Source organism: Stenotrophomonas sp. C-A (assembly GCF_054030835.1).
Map to the genome: position 1 here is coordinate 3,387,013 of NZ_CM132916.1, position 18,727 is coordinate 3,405,739.

The following is an 18,727-nucleotide window of genomic DNA, read 5'->3' on the forward strand; positions in this document are numbered from 1 at the left end:
ATGTGCCGTTGCCGCAGTCGATTTCCCAGCGTAATCGACCTGCAGTGACCGCTACAATGCGCGCATGTCGCTCGAAGCCCCCGCCCTGGTCCCCCGCCCCTCCCTGCAGCGCCTGTTCCTGACCGGCCTGCTCACCCTGCTGCCGATCTGGCTGACCTGGGTCGTGGTCAAGTTCGTGTTCGTGCTGCTGTCGGGCATTTCCAGCCCGCTGGTGGTGCCGCTGTCCGAACAGATCGCAACCAGCTTCCCGCACTATCTGGGCTGGGTCCGCGCCGAGTGGATCCAGGACACCATCGCCCTGCTGGCCACCCTGCTGGTGATCCTGGCGGTGGGCGTGGCCAGTCGCCGCGTGCTTGGCCAGCGCCTGCTGCGCTGGGTCGGCGCGGTCATCAAGCGCATCCCCCTGGCCAGCATCATCTACGACAGTGCCAAGAAGCTGCTGGACATGCTGCAGACCGAGCCGGGCAGCACCCAGCGCGTGGTGCTGATCGACTTCCCGCATCGCGACATGAAATCGGTCGGGCTGGTCACCCGCGTGATCAAGGAACACGGCACCGACCGTGAGCTGGCCGCGGTGTACGTGCCGACCACACCGAACCCGACCTCGGGCTACCTGGAAATCGTGCCGGTGGAACTGCTGACCCCGACCGACTGGACCGTCGACCAGGCCATGAGCTTCATCATTTCCGGCGGTGCCGTGGCGCCGTCCAGCGTGCCGTTCACCCGCGCCGGTGAACGCACCGGCGAACGCACCGAATGACCCCGGCGCCGATCGAGCGCCCGCTGCAGGACCGCGCGGTCCTGTTGTTCATCGTGCTGGCCGCGTTCTTCTGCGGCAATGCGGTGCTGGCCGAGCTGATCGGGGTGAAGATCTTCGCGCTGGAAGACACCCTCGGCATCGCTCCGCTGAACTGGAACCTGTTCGGCCAGACCGGCTCGCTCAGCTTCACCGCCGGCACCCTGCTTTGGCCGGTGGTGTTCATCATGACCGACACCATCAACGAGTTCTTCGGCAAGCGCGGCGTGCGCTTCATCTCGTGGCTGGCGGTGGTGCTGATCGGCTACGGCTTCCTGTTCGCCTTCGCCGCCATTTCACTGGCGCCGGCCAGCTGGTGGGTCACTTCGATGGATGGCCACGGCGTGCCCGATTACCAGGCCGCGTTCGCAGCCGTGTTCGGCCAGGGCATGTGGACCATCGCCGGTTCGCTGGTGGCCTTCCTGCTCGGCCAGCTGATCGACGTGGCCGTGTTCCATCGCATCCGCCAGGCGACCGGTGAGCGCCACGTGTGGCTGCGTGCGACCGGATCGACCGCGATCTCGCAGGTGGTGGACAGCTTCGTGGTGATCTGGATCGCCTTCGTGCTGGGCCCGCAACACTGGCCGACCTCGCTGTTCCTGGCGGTCAGCAGCGTCAACTACATCTACAAGATGGGTTTTGCGATCGCACTGATTCCGTTGCTGTACCTGATGCGGCGTGCCATCACCCGCTACCTGGGTGCCGAGCGGGCCGCATCGTTGCGGGCTGCAGCTGCGGCTGACTGAAGCCCCAGCAGCGGAACGCTGACTGGGCCTTCACGCTGGCCGTACGCGCGCAGATCGTGCAAGCTCCACGGTCTGTGTTCCACGGAAGCTTCTTGATGCCGTATTCCCCCCGCGTCCTGGCCGCCGCCATTGCCGCGTTGTTTCTGTTCAGCGCCGTACCGTCGGCCGAAGCAGCGAAAAAGAAGGCCAGCCGCCCTGCCGCCGCGCAGACCCGCCAGGCCGCCAAGCCCAAGGCCCGGCCCGCCCGCGCCACCGCGCCGGCCCGTGGCAGTTCGGCGCGCCGCGCCGCGCCGCGTCCGGTCGCAGCGGCCCGGGCCGTGCCCAAGCAGGTGCAGCTGGAGCGCCTGTACGACGAATACTGGGATGCCTCGATGCGGTTGAATCCGCTGCAGGCAACCTTCCAGGGCGAGGCCCGCTACAACGACCAGCTGCCCAACATCCTGTCCGCCGCGTGGCGCCAGCAATCGCACGACTTCACCACCGAGTGGCTGGGCAAGGTCGAGAAACTCGGCAGCGACGGCCTGCAGGGCCAGGACCTGCTCAGCTACGAGATCTTCGTGCGCGATGCGCGCGCCTCGCTGGCCGCCGAACGCTATCCGAGCTGGATGATGCCGATCAGCCAGTACTACAACGTCGGCAGCATCATGGCGATCCTCGGCGCCGGCGCCGGCGCACAGCCGTTCAACACCGTGCAGGACTACGACACCTGGTCGCGTCGCTCGCTGGGCATTCCCGAGCTGTTCGACCAGGCCATCGACAACATGCGCCAGGGCATGAAGGCCGGCGTGGTGCAGCCGCGCGACCTGATGGAGAAGGTGCTGCCGCAGCTGGATGCGGTCATCAAGCCGACTGCTGAAGAGAGCATCTTCTGGTCGCCGATCCGCACCATGCCCAACACCATCGCGGCCGAGGACAAGGCGCGCATCAGCGCCGAGTACAAGCGCATGATCGAGCTGCGCATCATGCCAGCCTATCGCGCCCTGCGCGGTTTCATCGCCACCGAATACCTGCCGGCCACGCGCGCCAGCAGCGGCCTGGGCGCACTGCCCGATGGCCAGGCCTGGTACGCCAACCTGATCGTGCAGACCACTGCCAGCGACCAGACCGCCGCGCAGCTGCACGCACTGGGCGAACAGCGCGTGCAGGAGCTGCAGGCGCAGATCGCCACCGTGATGAAGGATGCCAAGCTGCGTGGCACGCCGTCCAAGCTGTTGCGCAGCATGCGCAACGATCGCCAGTTCCAGTACGGTGACGCCAACGCATTGATCAACCGCTACCGCCAGGTGCAGCAGCAGGTCAACGCACGCCTGCCGCAGGTGCTCGATACCCTGCCCAAGTCCACGCTGGACGTGCGCGCAGTGGAACCGGAGCGTGCGCTGACCGCTGCAGCAGCGGCCTACCAGCCGTCTGCGGCCGGGCAACCGGGCGTGCTGTACGTAAACACCCGCGACCTGCCCAGCCGCAAGCGCTGGAACGTGCCGGTGCAGTACCTGCATGAAGCAATCCCCGGCCACCATGTGCAGCTGGGCCTGCAGCAGGAGCTGGCCAAGCTGCCGCGCTTCCGCCGCCTCGGTGGCGACCTCGCCTTCGTCGAAGGCTGGGGCCTGTATGCCGAAACGCTGGGTGAGAACCTCGGCATCTACACCGATCCCTACGATCGCATCGGCTACCTGTATTCGCGCCTGCTGCGCGCTGCCCGCGTGGTGGCCGACACCGGCGTGAACGCTCAGGGCTGGAGCAAGCAGCAGGCCGTGGCCTACCTGCAGAAGACCGTGGACATGAGCAGTGACGACGCCAACGCCGAAGTCGAGCGGATCATGGCCCAGCCCGGCCAGGCGCTGTCCAACGTGGCCGGCCTGACCACCATTGTCGCCCTGCGCGACAAGGCCAAGGCACGCCAGGGCGCCGCCTTTGACCTGCGCCGCTTCCACGCCGAACTGCTGAAGGACGGCTCGATGCCGCTGGACGTGCTGGACCGCAAGATGGAACGCTGGATGGCGCAGCCCGCCAGCACCACACCTGCCCCTTCACCCTGACCCTTCCGGAGCCGCCATGCGCCCTGCCGTCGCCCTGCTCGCCGTCGTGCTGGGCCTGCTGCCAGTGGCGGGCTCCGCCGCACCGGTGCTGACCCCACCAGATGCGGGCGTCGACGGCCTGATGCAGGCCTACGACGGTCAGGTACCCGGCGCTGCGGTACTGGTACTGCACGACGGGCAACCGGTATTCCGCCGCGGCTACGGCCTGGCGGTAGTGGAAGACGGTACTGCGGTCACCGCGGCCAGCAACTTCCGGCTGGCCTCGGTCAGCAAGCAGTTCACCGCTGCGGCAGTGCTGCTGCTGGTGGAAGACGGCCGGCTCGGGCTGGAGCAGCCCGCCCGCCAGTGGCTGCCCGAGCTGCCGCCGGCAGCGGCGGCCATCACCCTGCGCCAGCTCCTGTCGCATACCAGCGGCCTGCTCGACTACGAAGACCTGATGAATCCGGCTGACACTCGGCAGGTGCACGACGCCGACGTGCTGACCCTCCTGTCGCACGAGGACCGCCTGAATTTCGCACCCGGCACGCAGTACCGCTACAGCAACAGCGGCTACGCGCTGTTGGCACTGATCGTCGGCCGTGCTTCCGGCCAGGATTTCGCCACGTTCCTGCAGCAGCGCATCTTCCGCCCACTGGGCATGGCGCATACCGTGGCCCACCAGGACGGCGTGGACACGGTCGCCGCACGCGCCTATGGCTACAGCCGGATCGATGGCCGCTGGCAGCGCACCGACCAGAGCACCACCAGCGCCGTGCTCGGTGATGGCGGCATCTATTCCTCGCTGGACGACCTGGCCCGCTGGGATGCGTCGCTGTACGACGACCGCCTGCTGTCGAAGGCCTCGCGCCGGGCGATGTTCAGCCCGGCCACGACCACATCGGAACCGGACGTGCCGCATTACGGTTTCGGCTGGCGCCTGAACGGCCAGGTGCAATGGCACAGCGGCGAGAGCATCGGCTTCCGCAACGTGATAGTGCGCCACCCGGAAAAGCATCTGACCGTGATCGTGTTGACCAACCGCAACGATCCCGAACCCTATCCGCTGGCGCAGAAGATCGCCCAGCGCTGGCTGGACACCCTGCAATGACCCCCGGTTCCGACGCCCTGCTGGGCATCCACCACGCTGCGCTGATCTGCAGCGACTACGCACGCTCGAAGGACTTCTACGTGCGCATCCTCGGCCTACGCGTGCTGGCCGAGAACCATCGCGCCGCGCGCGACTCCTGGAAGCTGGACCTGGCCCTGCCCGACGGCGGCCAGCTGGAACTGTTCTCCTTCCCCTCACCACCACCGCGCCCCAGCCGCCCCGAAGCCCAGGGCCTGCGCCACCTCGCGTTCCGGGTGGCTGCACTGGAACCCTTCATCCAGCGCCTGGCCGCGCATGGCGTCGCCTGCGAACCGATCCGCGTGGACGAGTACACCGGCCGCCGTTTCACCTTTTTCGCCGACCCGGATGGCCTGCCGCTGGAGCTGTACGAAGTCGGTTGAGCGTTTTTCAATCGAGATTCATCCATGCATGGCATGGATCTACGTGTCGACCAAGGTCGACACCCACCAAGAGCAGGCCGTTCCATTCCGGCAGATCGCAGGACTCTGTCGAAGGCGGGGCGGGTCCGTTTGCGGGGGCGTGAGCCGCATGGATGCGGCGACCGAGCTTACAGGGACGTACTTGCAGCGCCCCCCGCAAACGGGCCCGCCCCGCCATCCCACGGAATCCCGCCGTTGCTGTTGCCGTTGCCTCTGCAGGTGCAGGGCGCAGCCCTGCAACGCCCCCCTTCCCCATACCCCGCCGAATGGGTATACAGTCGACCCGTACCGGCACCGTGCCGGAATGAACCCTGGGAGGGGACCATGCGCAAGACCTTCAAGACCCTGCTGCTGGCACTGCCGCTGTGCCTGGCCGCGCTCTCGGCGCAGGCCGCCGATGGCGCCGCCGGCCGCTGGAAGACCATCGACGACAAGACCGGCAAGGTGAAGTCGATCGTCGAGATCACCCAGGCCGCCAACGGCACGCTGACCGGCAAGGTGGTCGACATCCTGCACTCGGACAAGGGCCCGAACCCGGTCTGCGACGGCTGTGAAGGCGCCAACAAGAACAAGCCCGTGAAGGGCATGACCATCCTCTGGAACCTCAAGGCCGACGGCGCCAACAAGTGGTCCGGCGGCACCATCCTCGATCCGGCCAATGGCAAGACCTACAAGTCGAAGATGGAACTGCAGCCCGGCGGCACCAGGCTTGACGTGTCCGGCTGCATCGCCTTCATCTGCCGCGCGCAGACCTGGCAGCGCGAGTAAGCGCTCCGCCCCCGCTTCACCCCCGTGACCCGGCCCCGGCCGGGTCACCTCGTTGCGGGCATGCGATACTCTGCGGTTCCCCTCGGCTTCACCCCGCGACCATGACCCGTACCGCGCTCGTCACCACCGCCCTGCCCTACGCCAACGGCCCGCTGCACCTGGGCCACCTGGTCGGCTACATCCAGGCCGACATCTGGGTGCGTGCACGGCGAATGAGCGGCGGCAAGGCCTGGTTCGTCTGCGCCGACGACACCCACGGCACGCCGATCATGCTGGCCGCGGAGAAGGCCGGGGTCACCCCGGAAACCTTCATCGCCAACATCCAGGCCAGCCACGAACGTGACTTCGCCGCCTTCGGCGTGGCCTTCGACCACTACGACTCGACCAATTCGGCGGCCAACAAGGCGCTGACCGAGCAGTTCTACCTGAAGCTGGAAGCGGCCGGCCACATCAGCCGCCGTTCGGTGGCGCAGTTCTACGACCCTGCCAAGGGCATGTTCCTGCCCGACCGCTACGTCAAGGGCATCTGCCCGAACTGCGGCAGCCCCGACCAGTACGGCGACAACTGCGAAGTCTGTGGCGCGACCTATGCGCCGACCGACCTGAAGGAACCGCGTTCGGTGATCTCCGGTGCCACGCCGGAAATGCGCGATTCGGAGCACTTCTTCTTCGAGGTGGGCCACTTCGACGCGTTCCTGCGCGAATGGCTGGCCGGCGACGTCGCCCTGCCGGGCGTGAAGGCCAAGCTCGGTGAGTGGCTCAATGCCGAAGGTGGCCTGCGCGCGTGGGACATCTCGCGCGATGCACCGTATTTCGGTTTCCAGATTCCCGGCCAGCCGGGCAAGTACTTCTACGTCTGGCTGGACGCGCCGATCGGCTACCTGTCCAGCTTCCAGACCCTGTGCGGCAAGCTCGGCGAAGACTTCGAAGCGCACCTGCGCGCCGGTACCAGCACCGAGCTGCACCACTTCATCGGCAAGGACATCGTCAACTTCCACGGCCTGTTCTGGCCGGCGGTGCTGCACGGTACCGGCCACCGCGCGCCGACCCGCCTGCACGTCAACGGCTACCTGACCGTGGACGGCGCCAAGATGAGCAAGTCGCGCGGCACCTTCGTGATGGCCCGCACCTTCGTCGACGCCGGCCTCGAGCCGGAAGCGCTGCGCTACTACTACGCCGCCAAGTCCGGCGGTGGCGTCGACGATCTCGACCTGAACCTGGGTGACTTCATCGCCCGCGTCAACGCCGACCTGGTCGGCAAGTTCGTCAACCTGGCCAGCCGCTGCGCCGGCTTCATCAGCAAGCGCTTCGACGGCCAGCTGGCCGCGCAGCTGCCTGATGCCGCGCAGTACCAGCGCTTCGTCGACGGCCTGGCGCCAATCCGTGAGGCCTACGAGCGCAACGACCCAGCCGCGGCGATCCGCCTGACCATGACCCTGGCCGACGAAGCCAACCGCTACATCGACGACGTCAAGCCGTGGGTCATCGCCAAGCAGGAAGGCGCCGACGCGCAGCTGCAGGCCGTGTGCAGCCAGGGCCTGAACCTGTTCCGCGTGCTGGTCACCGCATTGAAGCCGGTGCTGCCGGCCACCGCCGCGCAGGCCGAGGCCTTCCTGGCCGCGCCGGTCAACGACTGGACCGAGCTGGCGCAGCCGCTGCTGGGCCACCGCATCACCGACTACACCCCGCTGTTCACCCGTATCGACCCGAAGAAGATTGACGCCATGATCGACGCCTCCAAGGACACCCTGCAGCCGGCCGCTGCCGCCGCCCCCGCCGCCAAGACCGAAGCGGTCAAGCCGGCCGCCTCGGCCCCGGCCAAGGACGATGCAAAGAGCGCCGACGCCCCGGCCTACATCGGCATCGACGATTTCGCCAAGCTCGACCTGCGCATCGGCAAGGTGCTGGTCTGCGAGTTCGTGGAAGGTTCGGACAAGCTGCTGCGCTTCGAACTGGACGCCGGCGAGCTGGGCAAGCGCCAGATCTTCTCCGGCATCCGCGGCAGCTACGGCGAGCCGGAAACGCTGGTTGGCCGCAGCGTGGTGTTCATCGCCAACCTGGCCCCGCGCAAGATGCGCTTCGGCCTGAGCGAAGGCATGATCCTGTCGGCCGGTTTCGACGGCGGCGCACTGGCGCTGCTGGACGCCGACAGCGGCGCACAGCCGGGCATGCCGGTCCGCTGATGCCCGCAGCGGGCGTGGTTGCGGCCACGCCCGCCGGCAGCACCGGCCACGGGGCAACGCGATGGGAGGCAACGGAATGGAACTGGCGCTGTTCGACTTCGACCACACCGTGACTACCTGCGATACCTACGGCCGTTTCCTGCGCCGCGTGGCCACCGCCGAACAGCTGGCACAGGCGTGGTGGAAGATTGGTCCATGGCTGGCCGCGTACAAGCTGAAACTGATCTCGGCCGAGCGCATCCGCGCGCGCGTCACCCGTTTGACCTTCAGCGACCGCCACAGCGATGACATCGCCACGCTGGCCGCCGGCTTCTCGCGTGAGTTCCTGCCCGACGTGGTGCGCCCGGAAATGCTGGAGCAGATCCGCTGGCACAAGGAACAGCAGCACACCGTGGTGATCGTGTCCGGCTCGCTGGACCTGTACCTGCGGCCATGGTGCGAACAGCTGGGCCTGCAGTTGATCTGCAACCGGCTGGAAAGCCAGGACGGCCGCCTCACAGGCCGTTATGCCGGTGGCGACTGTGGCCCGCGCAAGGTCGAGCACATCCGTCGCCAGTTCGACCTGTCGCGCTACGTGCGCATCCATGCCTACGGTGACAGTTCCGAAGACAAGCCGATGCTGGCGCTGGCCCACGAGCGCTGGTTCCGTGGCAAACCCCTGAAATGACCCCAACGCGCAGCCTTCGCCACGCATGAGCCTGATCCCGCCCCTGACCGAACGCCTAGACCGCCTGCTGCCGCAGACCCAATGCGGGCAATGCGGCTACGACGGCTGCCGCCCGTACGCGCAGGCCATGGCTCGCGGCGAAGCAGGCGTGGACCACTGCCCGCCGGGCGGAGATACCGGTGCGCGCGCACTGGCGCAGGTGCTCGGAGTACCTGCCATTCCCTTCGATCGATCGCGCGGCGAGCACAAGGCGCCGCAGGTGGCGTTGATCGTGGAAGCCGACTGCATCGGCTGTACCAAGTGCATCCAGGCCTGCCCGGTGGACGCCATCGTCGGCGGCGCCAAGTACATGCACACGGTAATCGCCGATCTGTGCACCGGCTGCGAGCTGTGCATCCCGCCATGCCCGGTGGACTGCATCGAGCTGGTGCCGCTGTAACGGGGTCAGATCCCCTTTCCTGAGCGAAAAGGATCTGACCCCATTCAATCGTTACGGTACTGCCGCCGTCACCACAATCTCGACCTTCCAGTCAGCGTGGGCCAGCTTGGCCTCGACTGTGGCACGTGCCGGAGTCGCGCCTTCAACCACCCACTCGTCCCACGCCTTGTTCATGCCGTCGAAGTCGGCCATGTCGGCCAGGAACACTTCGGCGCGCAGCACGTGCTGGCGGTCACTGGCGACCAGCGCCAGCAGCTTGTCGATCTCCGCCAGCACCTGCCGGGTCTGGCCGGTGATGTCCTGGCTGGTGTCTTCCGGAATCTGGCCGGAGAGGTAGGCGACCTTGTTGTATACGGTCATTTCGGACATGCGCGGTCCGACGTCGTAACGCTCCATCATGGGCGTGGCTCCTGCGGTTGATCAGGCCTGCATTGTCCTCCAAACCGGTCGACGGTGGGTGCACGGGTACCCTCCGCGACACGTCACTACCGGGCTCCGACGGTCCCACTGGTCAAATGACGATGACAGGCGCACGATGCGCCACGCCCGCGTTGACACCGCCCTCGCCCCTCCTGCCGCACCCTTGCGCCGATGACCGCCCCCGTCGATTCCACCACTGCCCCTTCCACGCCAACCTGGAAGCGGGTTGCCACCATCGTCATCCCGCTGCTGATCCTCGCCCTGGCCCTGCACGGCCTGGCCAATGAGTTCGACGAGCACGGCTATCGTGCGATCCGCCAGGCGTTCCGGCAGCTCAGCGGCACGCAGATCGCGCTCACCGTGGTACTCGGCCTGGCCAGTTACGCCTGCCTGATCGGCTTCGATGCCATCGGCCTGCGTCGCAGCGGCATCCGCGTGCACCCCGCGCGCGTCGGCATCACCGCTTTCCTTGCGCACACGCTGGGCCAGACCGTGGGCTTTGCCGCGTTGACCGGTGGCGCGGTGCGCCTGCGCGGCTACCGCAGCGCCGGCCTGGACCTGGCGCAGATTGGCCAGGTGGTGCTGATGAGCACGCTCGGTTTCGTATTCGGTGCATGGCTGTTGATCAGCGTGGCCCTGTGCATGGAACCGGCGGCGGCAGCGTTGGCATTGCCCTTGAATCCCGATGCCGTGCGCATCGTCGGCATCGTCGCCCTGCTCGCCTATCTCGGCACCGTGCTGCTGGTCGGCCGCGATGGACGGCAGTTCAGCGTGTTCGGTCACGCCTTGTGGCTGCCCGACCGCCGCACCATGATCGGTGTCACCGTACTCAGCGTCATCGAGCTGGTGCTGGCCAGTGCCGCGTTCTACGTGCTGCTGCCGGACTCCACGCCGACCGGCCTGCCGGGCTTCGTCGGCCTCTACCTGGTGGCAGTGCTGGCCGGCCTGGTCTCCACCGTGCCCGCAGGCCTGGGTGTGTTCGAGTGGAGCCTGCTGAAGCTGTTGCCGCAGGTGGCACCGGCAGCGGTGCTGGCGGCAGCGCTGATCTACCGCGTCACCTACTACGTGCTGCCGCTGGTGCTGGCCACCCTGCTCGCCCTTGCGCCCGCCCTGCGTCAGCCGCTGCAGGCCAGCGCCGGGGCAACCCGTGCCGGCTGGAACGCGCTGCGCCCGTGGCTGCCGCAGATCATCGCACTGGCGGTGTTCAGCATCGGCGCCGCGCTGGTCATCGACGGCACGCTGCCGACGCCACGCCGTCACCTGGTCAACGCATCGCTGCCGATCCTGGAAACCTCGCACCTGATCGGCAGCCTCAGCGGCGTCGCCCTGCTGCTGATCGGCCAGGGCCTGGCCCGGCGCAGCCACGCCGCGTGGATGCTGGCAATGGCGGTGTGCGTGATCACCCCGTTGCCGCTGTGGCTGCGGGGTGGCCAACTGTTGATCGCCGTCTCGGCAGTGCTGGTGGCGATGGCACTGTGGGCTGCACGTCGCGAGTTCTACCGCCAGGGTGCGCTGCTGGACGAAGCCTGGTCGTGGCCGTGGCTGCGCAACCTCGGCCTGGTGCTGGTCGCGGTCACCTGGCTGCTGTTCTTCACCTACAGCCATGTCGAATACCAGAACGAGCTGTGGTGGCAGTTCGCGGTGTCGGGCAACGCACCGCGCGCACTGCGTGCATTGCTGGTGGTAGCCATCGCGCTGGTGATGTTCGGCCTGGCGCGGCTGCTGCACAGCACCCGCAGCCCGCTGCCGGCCGCCGACGAAGCCACGCTGCAATCACTGGCACCGGTATTGGCCGGCGCCACCGATACCCAGGCCTGCCTGGTACTGACCGCCGACAAGGCGGTGCTGCGCGATGATGCGAAACAGGGCTTCGTGATGATGCAGCGCTACGGCGGATCGCTGATCGCGATGGGCGATCCGGTCGGCCCGCCCGAGGTCGCGCGCGCGCTGATCTGGCGCTTCCGAGAGGAAGCCGACCGGCTCGGCCTGCGCCCGGTGTTCTACCAGGTGGGCGAGACCTACTGGCAGACCTACCTCGACCTGGGCCTGGGCCTGGTCAAGCTGGGCGAGGAAGCGATGGTGCCGCTGCATGATTTCGGGCTGGAAGGTCGCGAACGCGCCGATCTGCGCCAGGCCTGGAACCGGGGCAAGCGCGGCGGCCTGTCCTTCCGCGTGGCACCGGTGGAGGAAATTCCCAGCCTGCTGCCGCGCCTGCACGCAATTTCCAATGCATGGCTGGAAGACAAGGCCGGCGATGAGAAGGGCTTCTCACTGGGCAGCTACGACCCCGATTACCTGGTGCGCTTCCCGGTGGCGCTGGTGGAGGCCGAAGGCCAGATCGTGGCGTTCGCCAACCTGTGGCAGGCACCGGCCGGTGCCGAGCTGTCGGTCGACCTGATGCGCCACGTCAACGAGGCGCCGAAGGGCACGATGGACTTCCTCTTCATCGAACTGTTCCTGTGGGGCCGCGCGCAGGGTTATGCGCGTTTCTCGCTGGGCATGGCGCCGTTGTCCGGTCTGGCCCAGCATCGGCTGGCCGGTCGCTGGAACCGCCTGGCCGGCCTGCTGGCGCGGCATGGCGAACGCTTCTATGGCTTCAGTGGCCTGCGCCGCTTCAAGTCGAAGTTCGATCCGCAGTGGCGGCCGCGCTATCTGGCGGCGCCCGGCGGCATGCATCTGCCGGCCGCGCTGCTGGATGCCACGCGCCTGATCTCGCTGGATCCGCGGCGGAATTGAAGCCGCGATGCGTCGGGCATGGCTCGACGCTACCCGGCTCGTTCTGGTGGGTGCGAACCGTTGGTTCGCACGCGCTCCGGTTTACATGCCGCCCTTGAGGATCACTTCAGCCAGGCGATCGTAGTCACCCCCGAAATGGTGATCGCCCGGCAGCTTCACCTTTCTCACGCCATCATTGGCCGGCAGGTCCGGGCACAGTGCGTCCTCATCCTTGTCGCCGTACACGCACAGCGTTTTCTCCGCCGGCAGCCTGGCCACTTCCGGCGCGATCGGCAGGCCGTCGCCGCCACCGCCCAGCCAGTTGCTGACATGGAATTCGAAGTCGGCCTTCCTGCCCACCGACAGCAGCACGATGCGCTCCAGCGCCTCGCGGGTACCGGCGTCGAGCTGGTTGATCGTGGCCGGCAGCACGTCGGCGCCCTGCGAGAAACCAATCAGCATCACCTTGTCTCGGTGCCACTGCTGGCGGTAGTGGTCGATGATCTTCTGCAGGTCGCCCGCAAAGCCCTTCGGTGTGCGCTCGCTCCAGAAGTAGCGCAGCGAATCGATGCCGACTACCGCCACGCCATGCTCGTTGAGTGACGACGCCACGTTCTTGTCCAGGCCAGCCCAGCCACCGTCGCCGGAGACGAACACCGCCAGCGTATCGCCGTTGCCGGTCGCCGGCATTTCCACCACCGGCAGGCCCTTCAGTGCAGCAGGCGGGGGTGCCAGGCTGACGCCGGCCTGCGCGCCGATCACCCGTGCCGCAGCCACCAGGCCCGGTGACGCATCACCGCGCGCAGTACGCTTGAACTCGCGCGCCATGGCGACCTGCTGCACGAACTGGCTGGCCTCCCCCACCTTGCAGCCGTGGTCACCGGCCGCACTCAACCACGGAAAATTCAGTTCGGCCGGCTGCAGCCTGTTGTGCTTCACACCATCGCCGCAGACCATGCGCTGGTGGTTGTGGTCCGGGCAGAAGCCGGTGGTGAGTACACCGGCGAACACCTGGGTATCGGCCTGCGCCGCGAGCGAATAGGCCATCTCGGCACCTTCGCCATCACCGCCGACCAGCGGCAGGTGGTAGCCGGGCAGATGCAGCGAGGCCTGCAACCAGCGTGAGAAATTCTCGACGTCACCGGAACCGAACGAACAGGTCGGGTCCCCCTCGCGCTTGAGCACACCGCGCAGGTGCGCAATGTCCACTGCCGCGACCAGCGCGCCATCGGCACGCAGGGCCTCGATCGGCAGGCGGCTGGTGTCACCGCCAGCCGTGGGTTCATGGAACCAGATCACCACCCGTTGCGGCGTGCCGGCCGGCATGTGCACCGGAATCTGCTCGAACCGCCCATGGCTGAACTGCTGCGGGGTCACTGCCGCCGTCGCCGGCAGCGCGGCCAGCGCCAGTACCACACCCATTGCCCTGCCCAGCCCTGCACGCTTCATATCGCATCCCCGATGGAATGCGCACACGATACGCCGCCGCCGCGTGCACGGCACGTACCGGCGCAGGCCGTTGGGGATTCAGTGGGCCGCGGCCTGGCGGCTGCGACGGTACAGGGCCATCGCCAGATACAGCAGCCAGCCAACGATCACCGCGATCACCACTTTCTGTCCCAGCCCACGCGGTGGTCCACCACGCCACAGCACATGCAGCCACAACAGCACGAAGGCCAGCCATGCCCAGCCCCAGAGCAGGCCCGCGGCGGACTGCCAACCCGGTTCGCGGCGCAGGTACCAGGCCTGCAGCAGCATGCCGACGCTGGCACACAGGAACGCCGTGTTGGCTGCCAGTCCATGGATGAACGGTGCCAGCAGCGGCGTCGCTTCAGGCAGCCAGCTGTCGCCGATCGCCACCGTCGCCAGGCCCAGCGCGGAAGCCGTGAACAGCAAGGGGGCGGCCGCACTGCGCCGCGGGCCGATGCTGCCGCGATACAGCGCAATGCCAAGTGCGGCAATGGCCAGCGCCAGCAGGCAGTAGGCAGCACGCAATGCAAGCCCCCACGGCCCGTGCAGGTACAGGCTCAAGGTCGCCCGCACCCAGTCCAGATCACTGCGCGCGACCTGGGTCCACAGCGCGGTGGCCACGAACAGCAGCAGCGCCACCAGTGCCAGCACCGCCGCCGGGCGCGCACGGCTCATGGTGCGGCCTCGGGATGCCGCGCCTTCCACTCGGCCAGTGCCTTGCGGTAGTGCTGCAGCTCATCGGAATACAGGTCCAGCACGCACAGCGGGCAGCCACTGCCGCAGCATTCGTTGGGACCGGGCTCTTCCGGTGGCAGCGGGCGGGGATCGGGATCAGGAACGGACACGGTCGGAAACAACAATCATTGGAAACAGGCCACCAGTGTAACGGGCCAGCTCAACCACCCAGTTGGCGACGCAGGTTGTCACGCGCGGCCGCGTCCAGGCGCTGATGGAAGAACTCACTGAGGAAAATCCGCGGTGCGCGCAGCAGGCCCTGCAGGAATCGGCGGCGGCCGGCACGGTACAGGAAGCCGGGCACCACGCCCTTGTATTCTTCGGCCACGCCACGGTCATAGGCGGCGAACACCGGCTCCGGTGCAGCCAGGATCGCCATGTCGCAGTCCAGGAACAGCGCCGCCTCGGCATCCACATCCTCCGGACCCAGCGCGCCATGGCGGGCGGTCAGCAGGATCAACTGCTCCACGCGAGCAGCGTCGACACCGGCAAGCTCCGGCGCCTGTGCGATCGCCTGCAGGGCCAGCTGCGCCGAACGCGCCTCGTTGTCCTTGCGCCCCGCCTGGTAGATCGCGTCGTGATAGAGCACGGCCAGATAGATCTCGGCCGGCTGCTTCCAGCCGGGGCCATCGGCCACCTCCTGGCAGTGCTGCAGCACCGCGCGCACATGGCCGAAGTGGTGGTAGGCGCGTGGCGGCGTGGCATAGCTGTCCTGCAGCGCCTGCCACTGCGCCGGGGCAAGCGTCAGCGGTGAGAAGTCCATGCCCGGATCATCCCGCCTGTGCCGGCGCCGGGCAAGCTGGCGGTTTTTTCACCACGCACTCACAACGCTTGCCAGGCGAGGCCCGGAGCCAGTTGTCCACAGCTTTGTCGCGCGCTGGTCCACATCGGTTGTGGATGAACGCGGCGCCGACCAACGGTCGCTGCAGCTGGACATCCATGGGAATACACTCGCCACAGGCGGGAGCGCCCGCCGCTGCCGGGAACCGTCATGTACCGTTCTGCCGCCCATTGCCTCACCCTTTCGCTGCTGGCCTTCTGTGCTCCTGCCTTCGGCGCAGGTCAGGCACCGCCCGCCGATGTGGTGACGACCCCGACCATCACCGTGTCGGCCGCACGCGTGCCGACCCCGGAAGAAGTGTTCGCCATTCCCGCGGACCTGCGTGCGATGCTCCAGAAGCAGGTGATCCAGCGCAGCTACTCCCGCGACCAGCGCCTGCAGGCGCTCGTGGAGATGATCTTCGACCAGCACGGGCTGGACCTGCAGTACGACGCCAATGCGACCTACACCGTCAGCGATATCTGGCAGCACCGCCGCGCCAACTGCCTGGCCTTCACCCTGCTGTTCGTGACGCTTGCGCGGGAGGCGGGCATCCAGGCCCGCGTGCAGGAAGTGGGGCAGGTGGTGTCCTGGTACCAGGACCAGGACGCGGGCGTGGTCTACAGCGTTGGTCACGTCAACGCCGGCGTCGATGTCGGCGGCCGCTTCGGTACCGTCGACCTGGATCGCAATGTGCTCTATGACCGCCGCGGGCCGGTTCCCGTCAGCCGTGCGCGGGCATTGGCGCATTTCTACAACAACCGGGGTGCGGAGCGCCTCGCCGACGGGGACTTCGGCGGCGCCCGTGCATTCTTCGACGCGTCCCTGGCTCAGGACAGCGGATTCGCTCCGGTGTGGAACAACCTCGGCGTGCTCGACCACCGCGAAGGCAACAACGAGGCGGCGCGGCAGGCGCTGGATCGATCGCTGCAGCTGGACGGCCGCCAGGATGCCGCACTGACCAATGCCTCCGCGCTGTTCCGCAGCCTGGGCTTGACCGCGCAGGCGCAGTCACTTGAGCGCCGGTTGAAGTCGGTGCAGCGCGAAGACCCGTTCGCGCAGTACATGTTAGGCGCCAAGGCCGAACGGGCCGGTCAGCTGGACCAGGCGATCCGCTATTACCGGCAGGCCGTGCGCCTGTATGACACCGCGCATCAGTTCCACTTCGGGCTGGCGCGGGTCTATTTCCTGGCTGGCCAGCTCAAGCGCGCCGATCGCGAACTGCTGCGTGCACAGGAACTGGGGGGCGCGCCGGAGCAGGCGCGCTACCAGGCCAAGCTGGACAGCCTGGCCCGCTGGCGCGCGCAGCAGCAGGCCAGGCGCTGAAGGCGGTCAGGCCTTCTTGAGGAAGCAGGTCTTCAGGACCAGGCCCTTGATCTTGTCCGAGTTGCCTTCGATGTGCTCGGCATCATCCTCGACCAGGCGGATGTTGCGGATCACGGTGCCCTGCTTGAGCGGGATCGAGGAGCCCTTGACCTTCAGGTCCTTGATCACGGTGACGGTGTCGCCGGCCTGCAGGGTATTGCCGTTGCTGTCACGCACGACCAGGGCGGACCCGGCGCTTTCCTCGGCGGTCCATTCGAAACCGCAGTCGGCGCAGATCCACAGCGCACCATCGGCGTAGGTGTTTTCCAGGGTGCACTGCGGGCAGGCGGGGGCAGAAGACATCAGCAAGTACCTCAAAGTGAATCAACAGCCGCCATTGTAACCGGCTGGCTTCCCCGGCCCTTTTCCGGGCAGGCTCCGGCTGCCCACTGGACCCGGACCAGAACAGCACGCCCGCTGGAACTTGCAGTCGGCGGCGAACTGCAGCAGAGTGCGCGGCCCCTGATCGCCCCCGGAACTCCCCATGCGCCTCGGCATCGACTTCGGTACCAGCAACTCCGCCGCCGCCATCGTGCATGAGGGAAAACTGCTGCCGATCCGCTTCGGCGATGCCGAGCAGTTCCGCACCAGCGTGTATTTCCCCGGCGTGGTGCCCGACCCGGACGACTTCCAGCTCGATGACGGCCAGGAACACCAGCTGCAGCAGATGATCGACAGCGCCGCGCGCGCAGCCCGTGCCGCCGGCCAGGAACGCACGCCACAGGCACTGCGCCGCGAAGCCCTGCGCGCACTGCGCCGGGAATGGATGGAAGCCCGCGCCGGCAAGGAACGCAGCGCCAGCGACCTGCTGCAGAACGCGGTCTACGGCGATGACGCGCTGGAAGCCTATTTCGAGGAACACGAAGGCAACCTGGTGCAGAGCCCGAAGTCGATGCTGGGCTACAACCTGCACCCGCGCGCGAAGCAGACCATCACCGGCATCGCCGCGCACATCCTCGAGCACATCCGCCTGACCGCCAGCGTCCAGCTCGGCCAGCCGCTGCGTGCCGCCCTGCTCGGCCGCCCGGTGCAGTTCCGCAGCTCGATCGGCGCGGCCGGCAACGACCAGGCGCTGGACATCCTGCGCGAGGCCGCCACCCAGGCCGGCTTCGACCAGATCGATTTCCTCGAGGAACCGGCCGCGGCGGCCATGCATTACCACGCCGAAAGCCGCGAGCGGCACCAGGCGGTGATCGTCGACATCGGTGGCGGTACCACCGACATCGCGCATGCCGAAGTCGGCGGCGACGATGCCCCGCGCATCCACCGCGCCTGGGGTATCGCCCGCGGCGGTACCGACATCGACCTGGCGCTGAGCCTGTCCAGCTACATGCCGCTGTTCGGCCGCGGCATCACCCGCGTGCCCGCCCACCACTACGTGGAAGCGGCCACCGTGCAGGACATGACCCGCCAGCGCGAGTTCCGCCTGCACAAGTACGACCACGTGGACGCACCGTGGGGCGACCGCCTGCAGGCGCTGCAGGACACCGGCAACACCGCGCGGCTGTACCGCGACGTCGAACGCGCCAAGATCGCCCTCAGCGCCGCCAGCGAGCACCGCAGCACGCTGGACTACATCGCCCGCGACCTGCATGCCGACAGCAGCGCCGATGGCCTGGCCGCCGCCGCCCATGGCTACCTGGAGCAGATCCGGGAACTGCTGGCGCAGGTCCGCAGCGACATCGGGGGCGACCCGGATGCGGTGTTCCTGACCGGCGGCATGTCCCGCGCCGGTTACCTGCGCCAGGCCGTGGCCGAGGCCTTCCCAGGCGCCCGCATGGTCCACGGCGAGCCCTCGCTGGGCGTGGTCCAGGGCCTGGCCTTGGCGGCAGCCAGCCAGGATTAACAAAACGTTACGCGGTCTAAGTTACTCTTGGTCGGCTAGAACTCCGCTGCACCTTCCACCGGCCACGCCGGTGTGTGTCCACGGTGCAGCCTGGCCCGCCCCGCGGGCCTAGCGGCCATGCCTTCCTGGCTCGTTCATGGTCCGCGCTGCACCTGAGCCGCCATCGAGACCCGCTTTGGGCACCCGCCAGGCCC

18 protein-coding genes are annotated in these 18,727 nt (G+C 67.7%); 12 read left to right on the forward strand and 6 right to left on the reverse strand.

Annotation, left to right across the window (positions count from 1 at the left end):
- Positions 1 to 64 precede the first annotated feature (64 nt).
- The 9 genes from ACW5IY_RS15945 (at position 65) to rnfB (ending at position 9,162) form a co-directional block, all read left to right on the forward strand.
- Positions 65 to 760: a DUF502 domain-containing protein gene (locus tag ACW5IY_RS15945; RefSeq protein WP_005414135.1), complete on the forward strand. Its 696-nt coding sequence runs from the start codon at positions 65 to 67 to the stop codon at positions 758 to 760.
- On the forward strand, positions 757 to 1,542 hold the full coding sequence (locus tag ACW5IY_RS15950; RefSeq protein ID WP_049437362.1) for a queuosine precursor transporter: 786 nt from the start codon (positions 757 to 759) through the stop codon (positions 1,540 to 1,542). The genes ACW5IY_RS15945 and ACW5IY_RS15950 overlap by 4 nt, the downstream gene beginning before the upstream one ends.
- A gap of 95 nt (positions 1,543 to 1,637) precedes the next feature.
- Complete coding sequence (locus ACW5IY_RS15955; protein ID WP_049486913.1) at positions 1,638 to 3,578, forward strand: DUF885 domain-containing protein; 1,941 nt, start codon at positions 1,638 to 1,640, stop codon at positions 3,576 to 3,578.
- Positions 3,579 to 3,594: 16 nt separating this feature from the next.
- Positions 3,595 to 4,665 carry a serine hydrolase domain-containing protein gene (locus ACW5IY_RS15960; protein ID WP_049486912.1) on the forward strand — a complete coding sequence of 357 codons (1,071 nt, stop codon included), beginning with the start codon at positions 3,595 to 3,597 and terminating at the stop codon, positions 4,663 to 4,665.
- A complete protein-coding gene (gloA2, locus tag ACW5IY_RS15965; protein ID WP_010482918.1) occupies positions 4,662 to 5,066 on the forward strand; it encodes an SMU1112c/YaeR family gloxylase I-like metalloprotein in 405 nt (134 codons plus the stop codon). The genes ACW5IY_RS15960 and gloA2 overlap by 4 nt, the downstream gene beginning before the upstream one ends.
- A 363-nt stretch (positions 5,067 to 5,429) precedes the next feature.
- Positions 5,430 to 5,873, forward strand: a complete 444-nt coding sequence (locus ACW5IY_RS15970) for a DUF2147 domain-containing protein (protein ID WP_049426799.1) — start codon at positions 5,430 to 5,432, stop codon at positions 5,871 to 5,873.
- A 101-nt stretch (positions 5,874 to 5,974) separates the two neighbouring features.
- A complete protein-coding gene (gene metG / locus ACW5IY_RS15975; RefSeq protein ID WP_049434147.1) occupies positions 5,975 to 8,056 on the forward strand; it encodes a methionine--tRNA ligase in 2,082 nt (693 codons plus the stop codon).
- 76 nt (positions 8,057 to 8,132) lie between these two features.
- A complete protein-coding gene (locus ACW5IY_RS15980) occupies positions 8,133 to 8,723 on the forward strand; it encodes an HAD family hydrolase (protein ID WP_010482899.1) in 591 nt (196 codons plus the stop codon).
- A 25-nt stretch (positions 8,724 to 8,748) separates the two neighbouring features.
- Positions 8,749 to 9,162 (forward strand): Rnf electron transport complex subunit RnfB, encoded by a 414-nt coding sequence (gene rnfB / locus ACW5IY_RS15985; RefSeq protein WP_053091869.1) that lies wholly within the window; start codon positions 8,749 to 8,751, stop codon positions 9,160 to 9,162.
- Between the two features lie 51 nt (positions 9,163 to 9,213).
- On the opposite strand, the gene ACW5IY_RS15990 is transcribed toward rnfB, so the two are convergent.
- Positions 9,214 to 9,561, reverse strand: a complete 348-nt coding sequence (locus ACW5IY_RS15990; protein ID WP_005410556.1) for a RidA family protein — start codon at positions 9,559 to 9,561, stop codon at positions 9,214 to 9,216.
- Positions 9,562 to 9,753: 192 nt separating this feature from the next.
- Between ACW5IY_RS15990 and mprF the strand changes: the two genes are divergently transcribed.
- Positions 9,754 to 12,318 carry a bifunctional lysylphosphatidylglycerol flippase/synthetase MprF gene (mprF, locus tag ACW5IY_RS15995; protein WP_049434149.1) on the forward strand — a complete coding sequence of 855 codons (2,565 nt, stop codon included), beginning with the start codon at positions 9,754 to 9,756 and terminating at the stop codon, positions 12,316 to 12,318.
- 81 nt (positions 12,319 to 12,399) lie between these two features.
- Here mprF and ACW5IY_RS16000 read toward each other — a convergent pair whose 3' ends face one another.
- The 4 genes from ACW5IY_RS16000 to ACW5IY_RS16015 all read right to left on the reverse strand — a co-directional run bounded on the left by ACW5IY_RS16000 (position 12,400) and on the right by ACW5IY_RS16015 (position 15,265).
- On the reverse strand, positions 12,400 to 13,746 hold the full coding sequence (locus ACW5IY_RS16000) for a virulence factor family protein (RefSeq protein ID WP_053091868.1): 1,347 nt from the start codon (positions 13,744 to 13,746) through the stop codon (positions 12,400 to 12,402).
- A 78-nt stretch (positions 13,747 to 13,824) separates the two neighbouring features.
- Entirely contained in the window at positions 13,825 to 14,442 is a 618-nt protein-coding gene (locus tag ACW5IY_RS16005; RefSeq protein WP_049434154.1) for a DUF998 domain-containing protein, read from the reverse strand.
- A complete protein-coding gene (locus ACW5IY_RS16010) occupies positions 14,439 to 14,612 on the reverse strand; it encodes an oxidoreductase-like domain-containing protein (protein ID WP_049434165.1) in 174 nt (57 codons plus the stop codon). Before ACW5IY_RS16010 ends, ACW5IY_RS16005 begins: the two co-directional genes overlap by 4 nt.
- Before the next feature lie 50 nt (positions 14,613 to 14,662).
- Positions 14,663 to 15,265: an HD domain-containing protein gene (locus ACW5IY_RS16015; protein WP_049434156.1), complete on the reverse strand. Its 603-nt coding sequence runs from the start codon at positions 15,263 to 15,265 to the stop codon at positions 14,663 to 14,665.
- Between the two features lie 228 nt (positions 15,266 to 15,493).
- On the opposite strand from ACW5IY_RS16015, the gene ACW5IY_RS16020 reads away from it, so the two are divergent.
- Positions 15,494 to 16,648: a tetratricopeptide repeat protein gene (locus ACW5IY_RS16020; RefSeq protein WP_049434158.1), complete on the forward strand. Its 1,155-nt coding sequence runs from the start codon at positions 15,494 to 15,496 to the stop codon at positions 16,646 to 16,648.
- A gap of 6 nt (positions 16,649 to 16,654) precedes the next feature.
- Here ACW5IY_RS16020 and ACW5IY_RS16025 read toward each other — a convergent pair whose 3' ends face one another.
- Positions 16,655 to 16,990, reverse strand: coding sequence for a zinc ribbon domain-containing protein YjdM (locus ACW5IY_RS16025; RefSeq protein WP_019337002.1), 336 nt, complete (start codon positions 16,988 to 16,990; stop codon positions 16,655 to 16,657).
- A gap of 181 nt (positions 16,991 to 17,171) precedes the next feature.
- On the opposite strand from ACW5IY_RS16025, the gene ACW5IY_RS16030 reads away from it, so the two are divergent.
- A complete protein-coding gene (locus ACW5IY_RS16030) occupies positions 17,172 to 18,533 on the forward strand; it encodes an Hsp70 family protein (RefSeq protein WP_049434161.1) in 1,362 nt (453 codons plus the stop codon).
- Positions 18,534 to 18,727 lie beyond the last annotated feature (194 nt).

What these genes read in the sequence shown, in the direction of transcription:
- gloA2 (WP_010482918.1), top strand. Translation starts at nt 4,662, where the DNA reads ATGACCCCCGGTTCCGACGCCCTGCTGGGCATCCACCACGCTGCGCTG.
- ACW5IY_RS15990 (WP_005410556.1), bottom strand. Translation starts at nt 9,561, where the DNA reads ATGATGGAGCGTTACGACGTCGGACCGCGCATGTCCGAAATGACCGTA.
- rnfB (WP_053091869.1), top strand. Translation starts at nt 8,749, where the DNA reads ATGAGCCTGATCCCGCCCCTGACCGAACGCCTAGACCGCCTGCTGCCG.
- ACW5IY_RS15960 (WP_049486912.1), top strand. Translation starts at nt 3,595, where the DNA reads ATGCGCCCTGCCGTCGCCCTGCTCGCCGTCGTGCTGGGCCTGCTGCCA.
- ACW5IY_RS16020 (WP_049434158.1), top strand. Translation starts at nt 15,494, where the DNA reads ATGTACCGTTCTGCCGCCCATTGCCTCACCCTTTCGCTGCTGGCCTTC.
- ACW5IY_RS15970 (WP_049426799.1), top strand. Translation starts at nt 5,430, where the DNA reads ATGCGCAAGACCTTCAAGACCCTGCTGCTGGCACTGCCGCTGTGCCTG.
- ACW5IY_RS16005 (WP_049434154.1), bottom strand. Translation starts at nt 14,442, where the DNA reads ATGAGCCGTGCGCGCCCGGCGGCGGTGCTGGCACTGGTGGCGCTGCTG.
- mprF (WP_049434149.1), top strand. Translation starts at nt 9,754, where the DNA reads ATGACCGCCCCCGTCGATTCCACCACTGCCCCTTCCACGCCAACCTGG.
- ACW5IY_RS16025 (WP_019337002.1), bottom strand. Translation starts at nt 16,990, where the DNA reads ATGTCTTCTGCCCCCGCCTGCCCGCAGTGCACCCTGGAAAACACCTAC.
- ACW5IY_RS15950 (WP_049437362.1), top strand. Translation starts at nt 757, where the DNA reads ATGACCCCGGCGCCGATCGAGCGCCCGCTGCAGGACCGCGCGGTCCTG.
- metG (WP_049434147.1), top strand. Translation starts at nt 5,975, where the DNA reads ATGACCCGTACCGCGCTCGTCACCACCGCCCTGCCCTACGCCAACGGC.
- ACW5IY_RS16000 (WP_053091868.1), bottom strand. Translation starts at nt 13,746, where the DNA reads ATGAAGCGTGCAGGGCTGGGCAGGGCAATGGGTGTGGTACTGGCGCTG.
- ACW5IY_RS16015 (WP_049434156.1), bottom strand. Translation starts at nt 15,265, where the DNA reads ATGGACTTCTCACCGCTGACGCTTGCCCCGGCGCAGTGGCAGGCGCTG.
- ACW5IY_RS15945 (WP_005414135.1), top strand. Translation starts at nt 65, where the DNA reads ATGTCGCTCGAAGCCCCCGCCCTGGTCCCCCGCCCCTCCCTGCAGCGC.
- ACW5IY_RS15980 (WP_010482899.1), top strand. Translation starts at nt 8,133, where the DNA reads ATGGAACTGGCGCTGTTCGACTTCGACCACACCGTGACTACCTGCGAT.
- ACW5IY_RS15955 (WP_049486913.1), top strand. Translation starts at nt 1,638, where the DNA reads ATGCCGTATTCCCCCCGCGTCCTGGCCGCCGCCATTGCCGCGTTGTTT.
- ACW5IY_RS16030 (WP_049434161.1), top strand. Translation starts at nt 17,172, where the DNA reads ATGCGCCTCGGCATCGACTTCGGTACCAGCAACTCCGCCGCCGCCATC.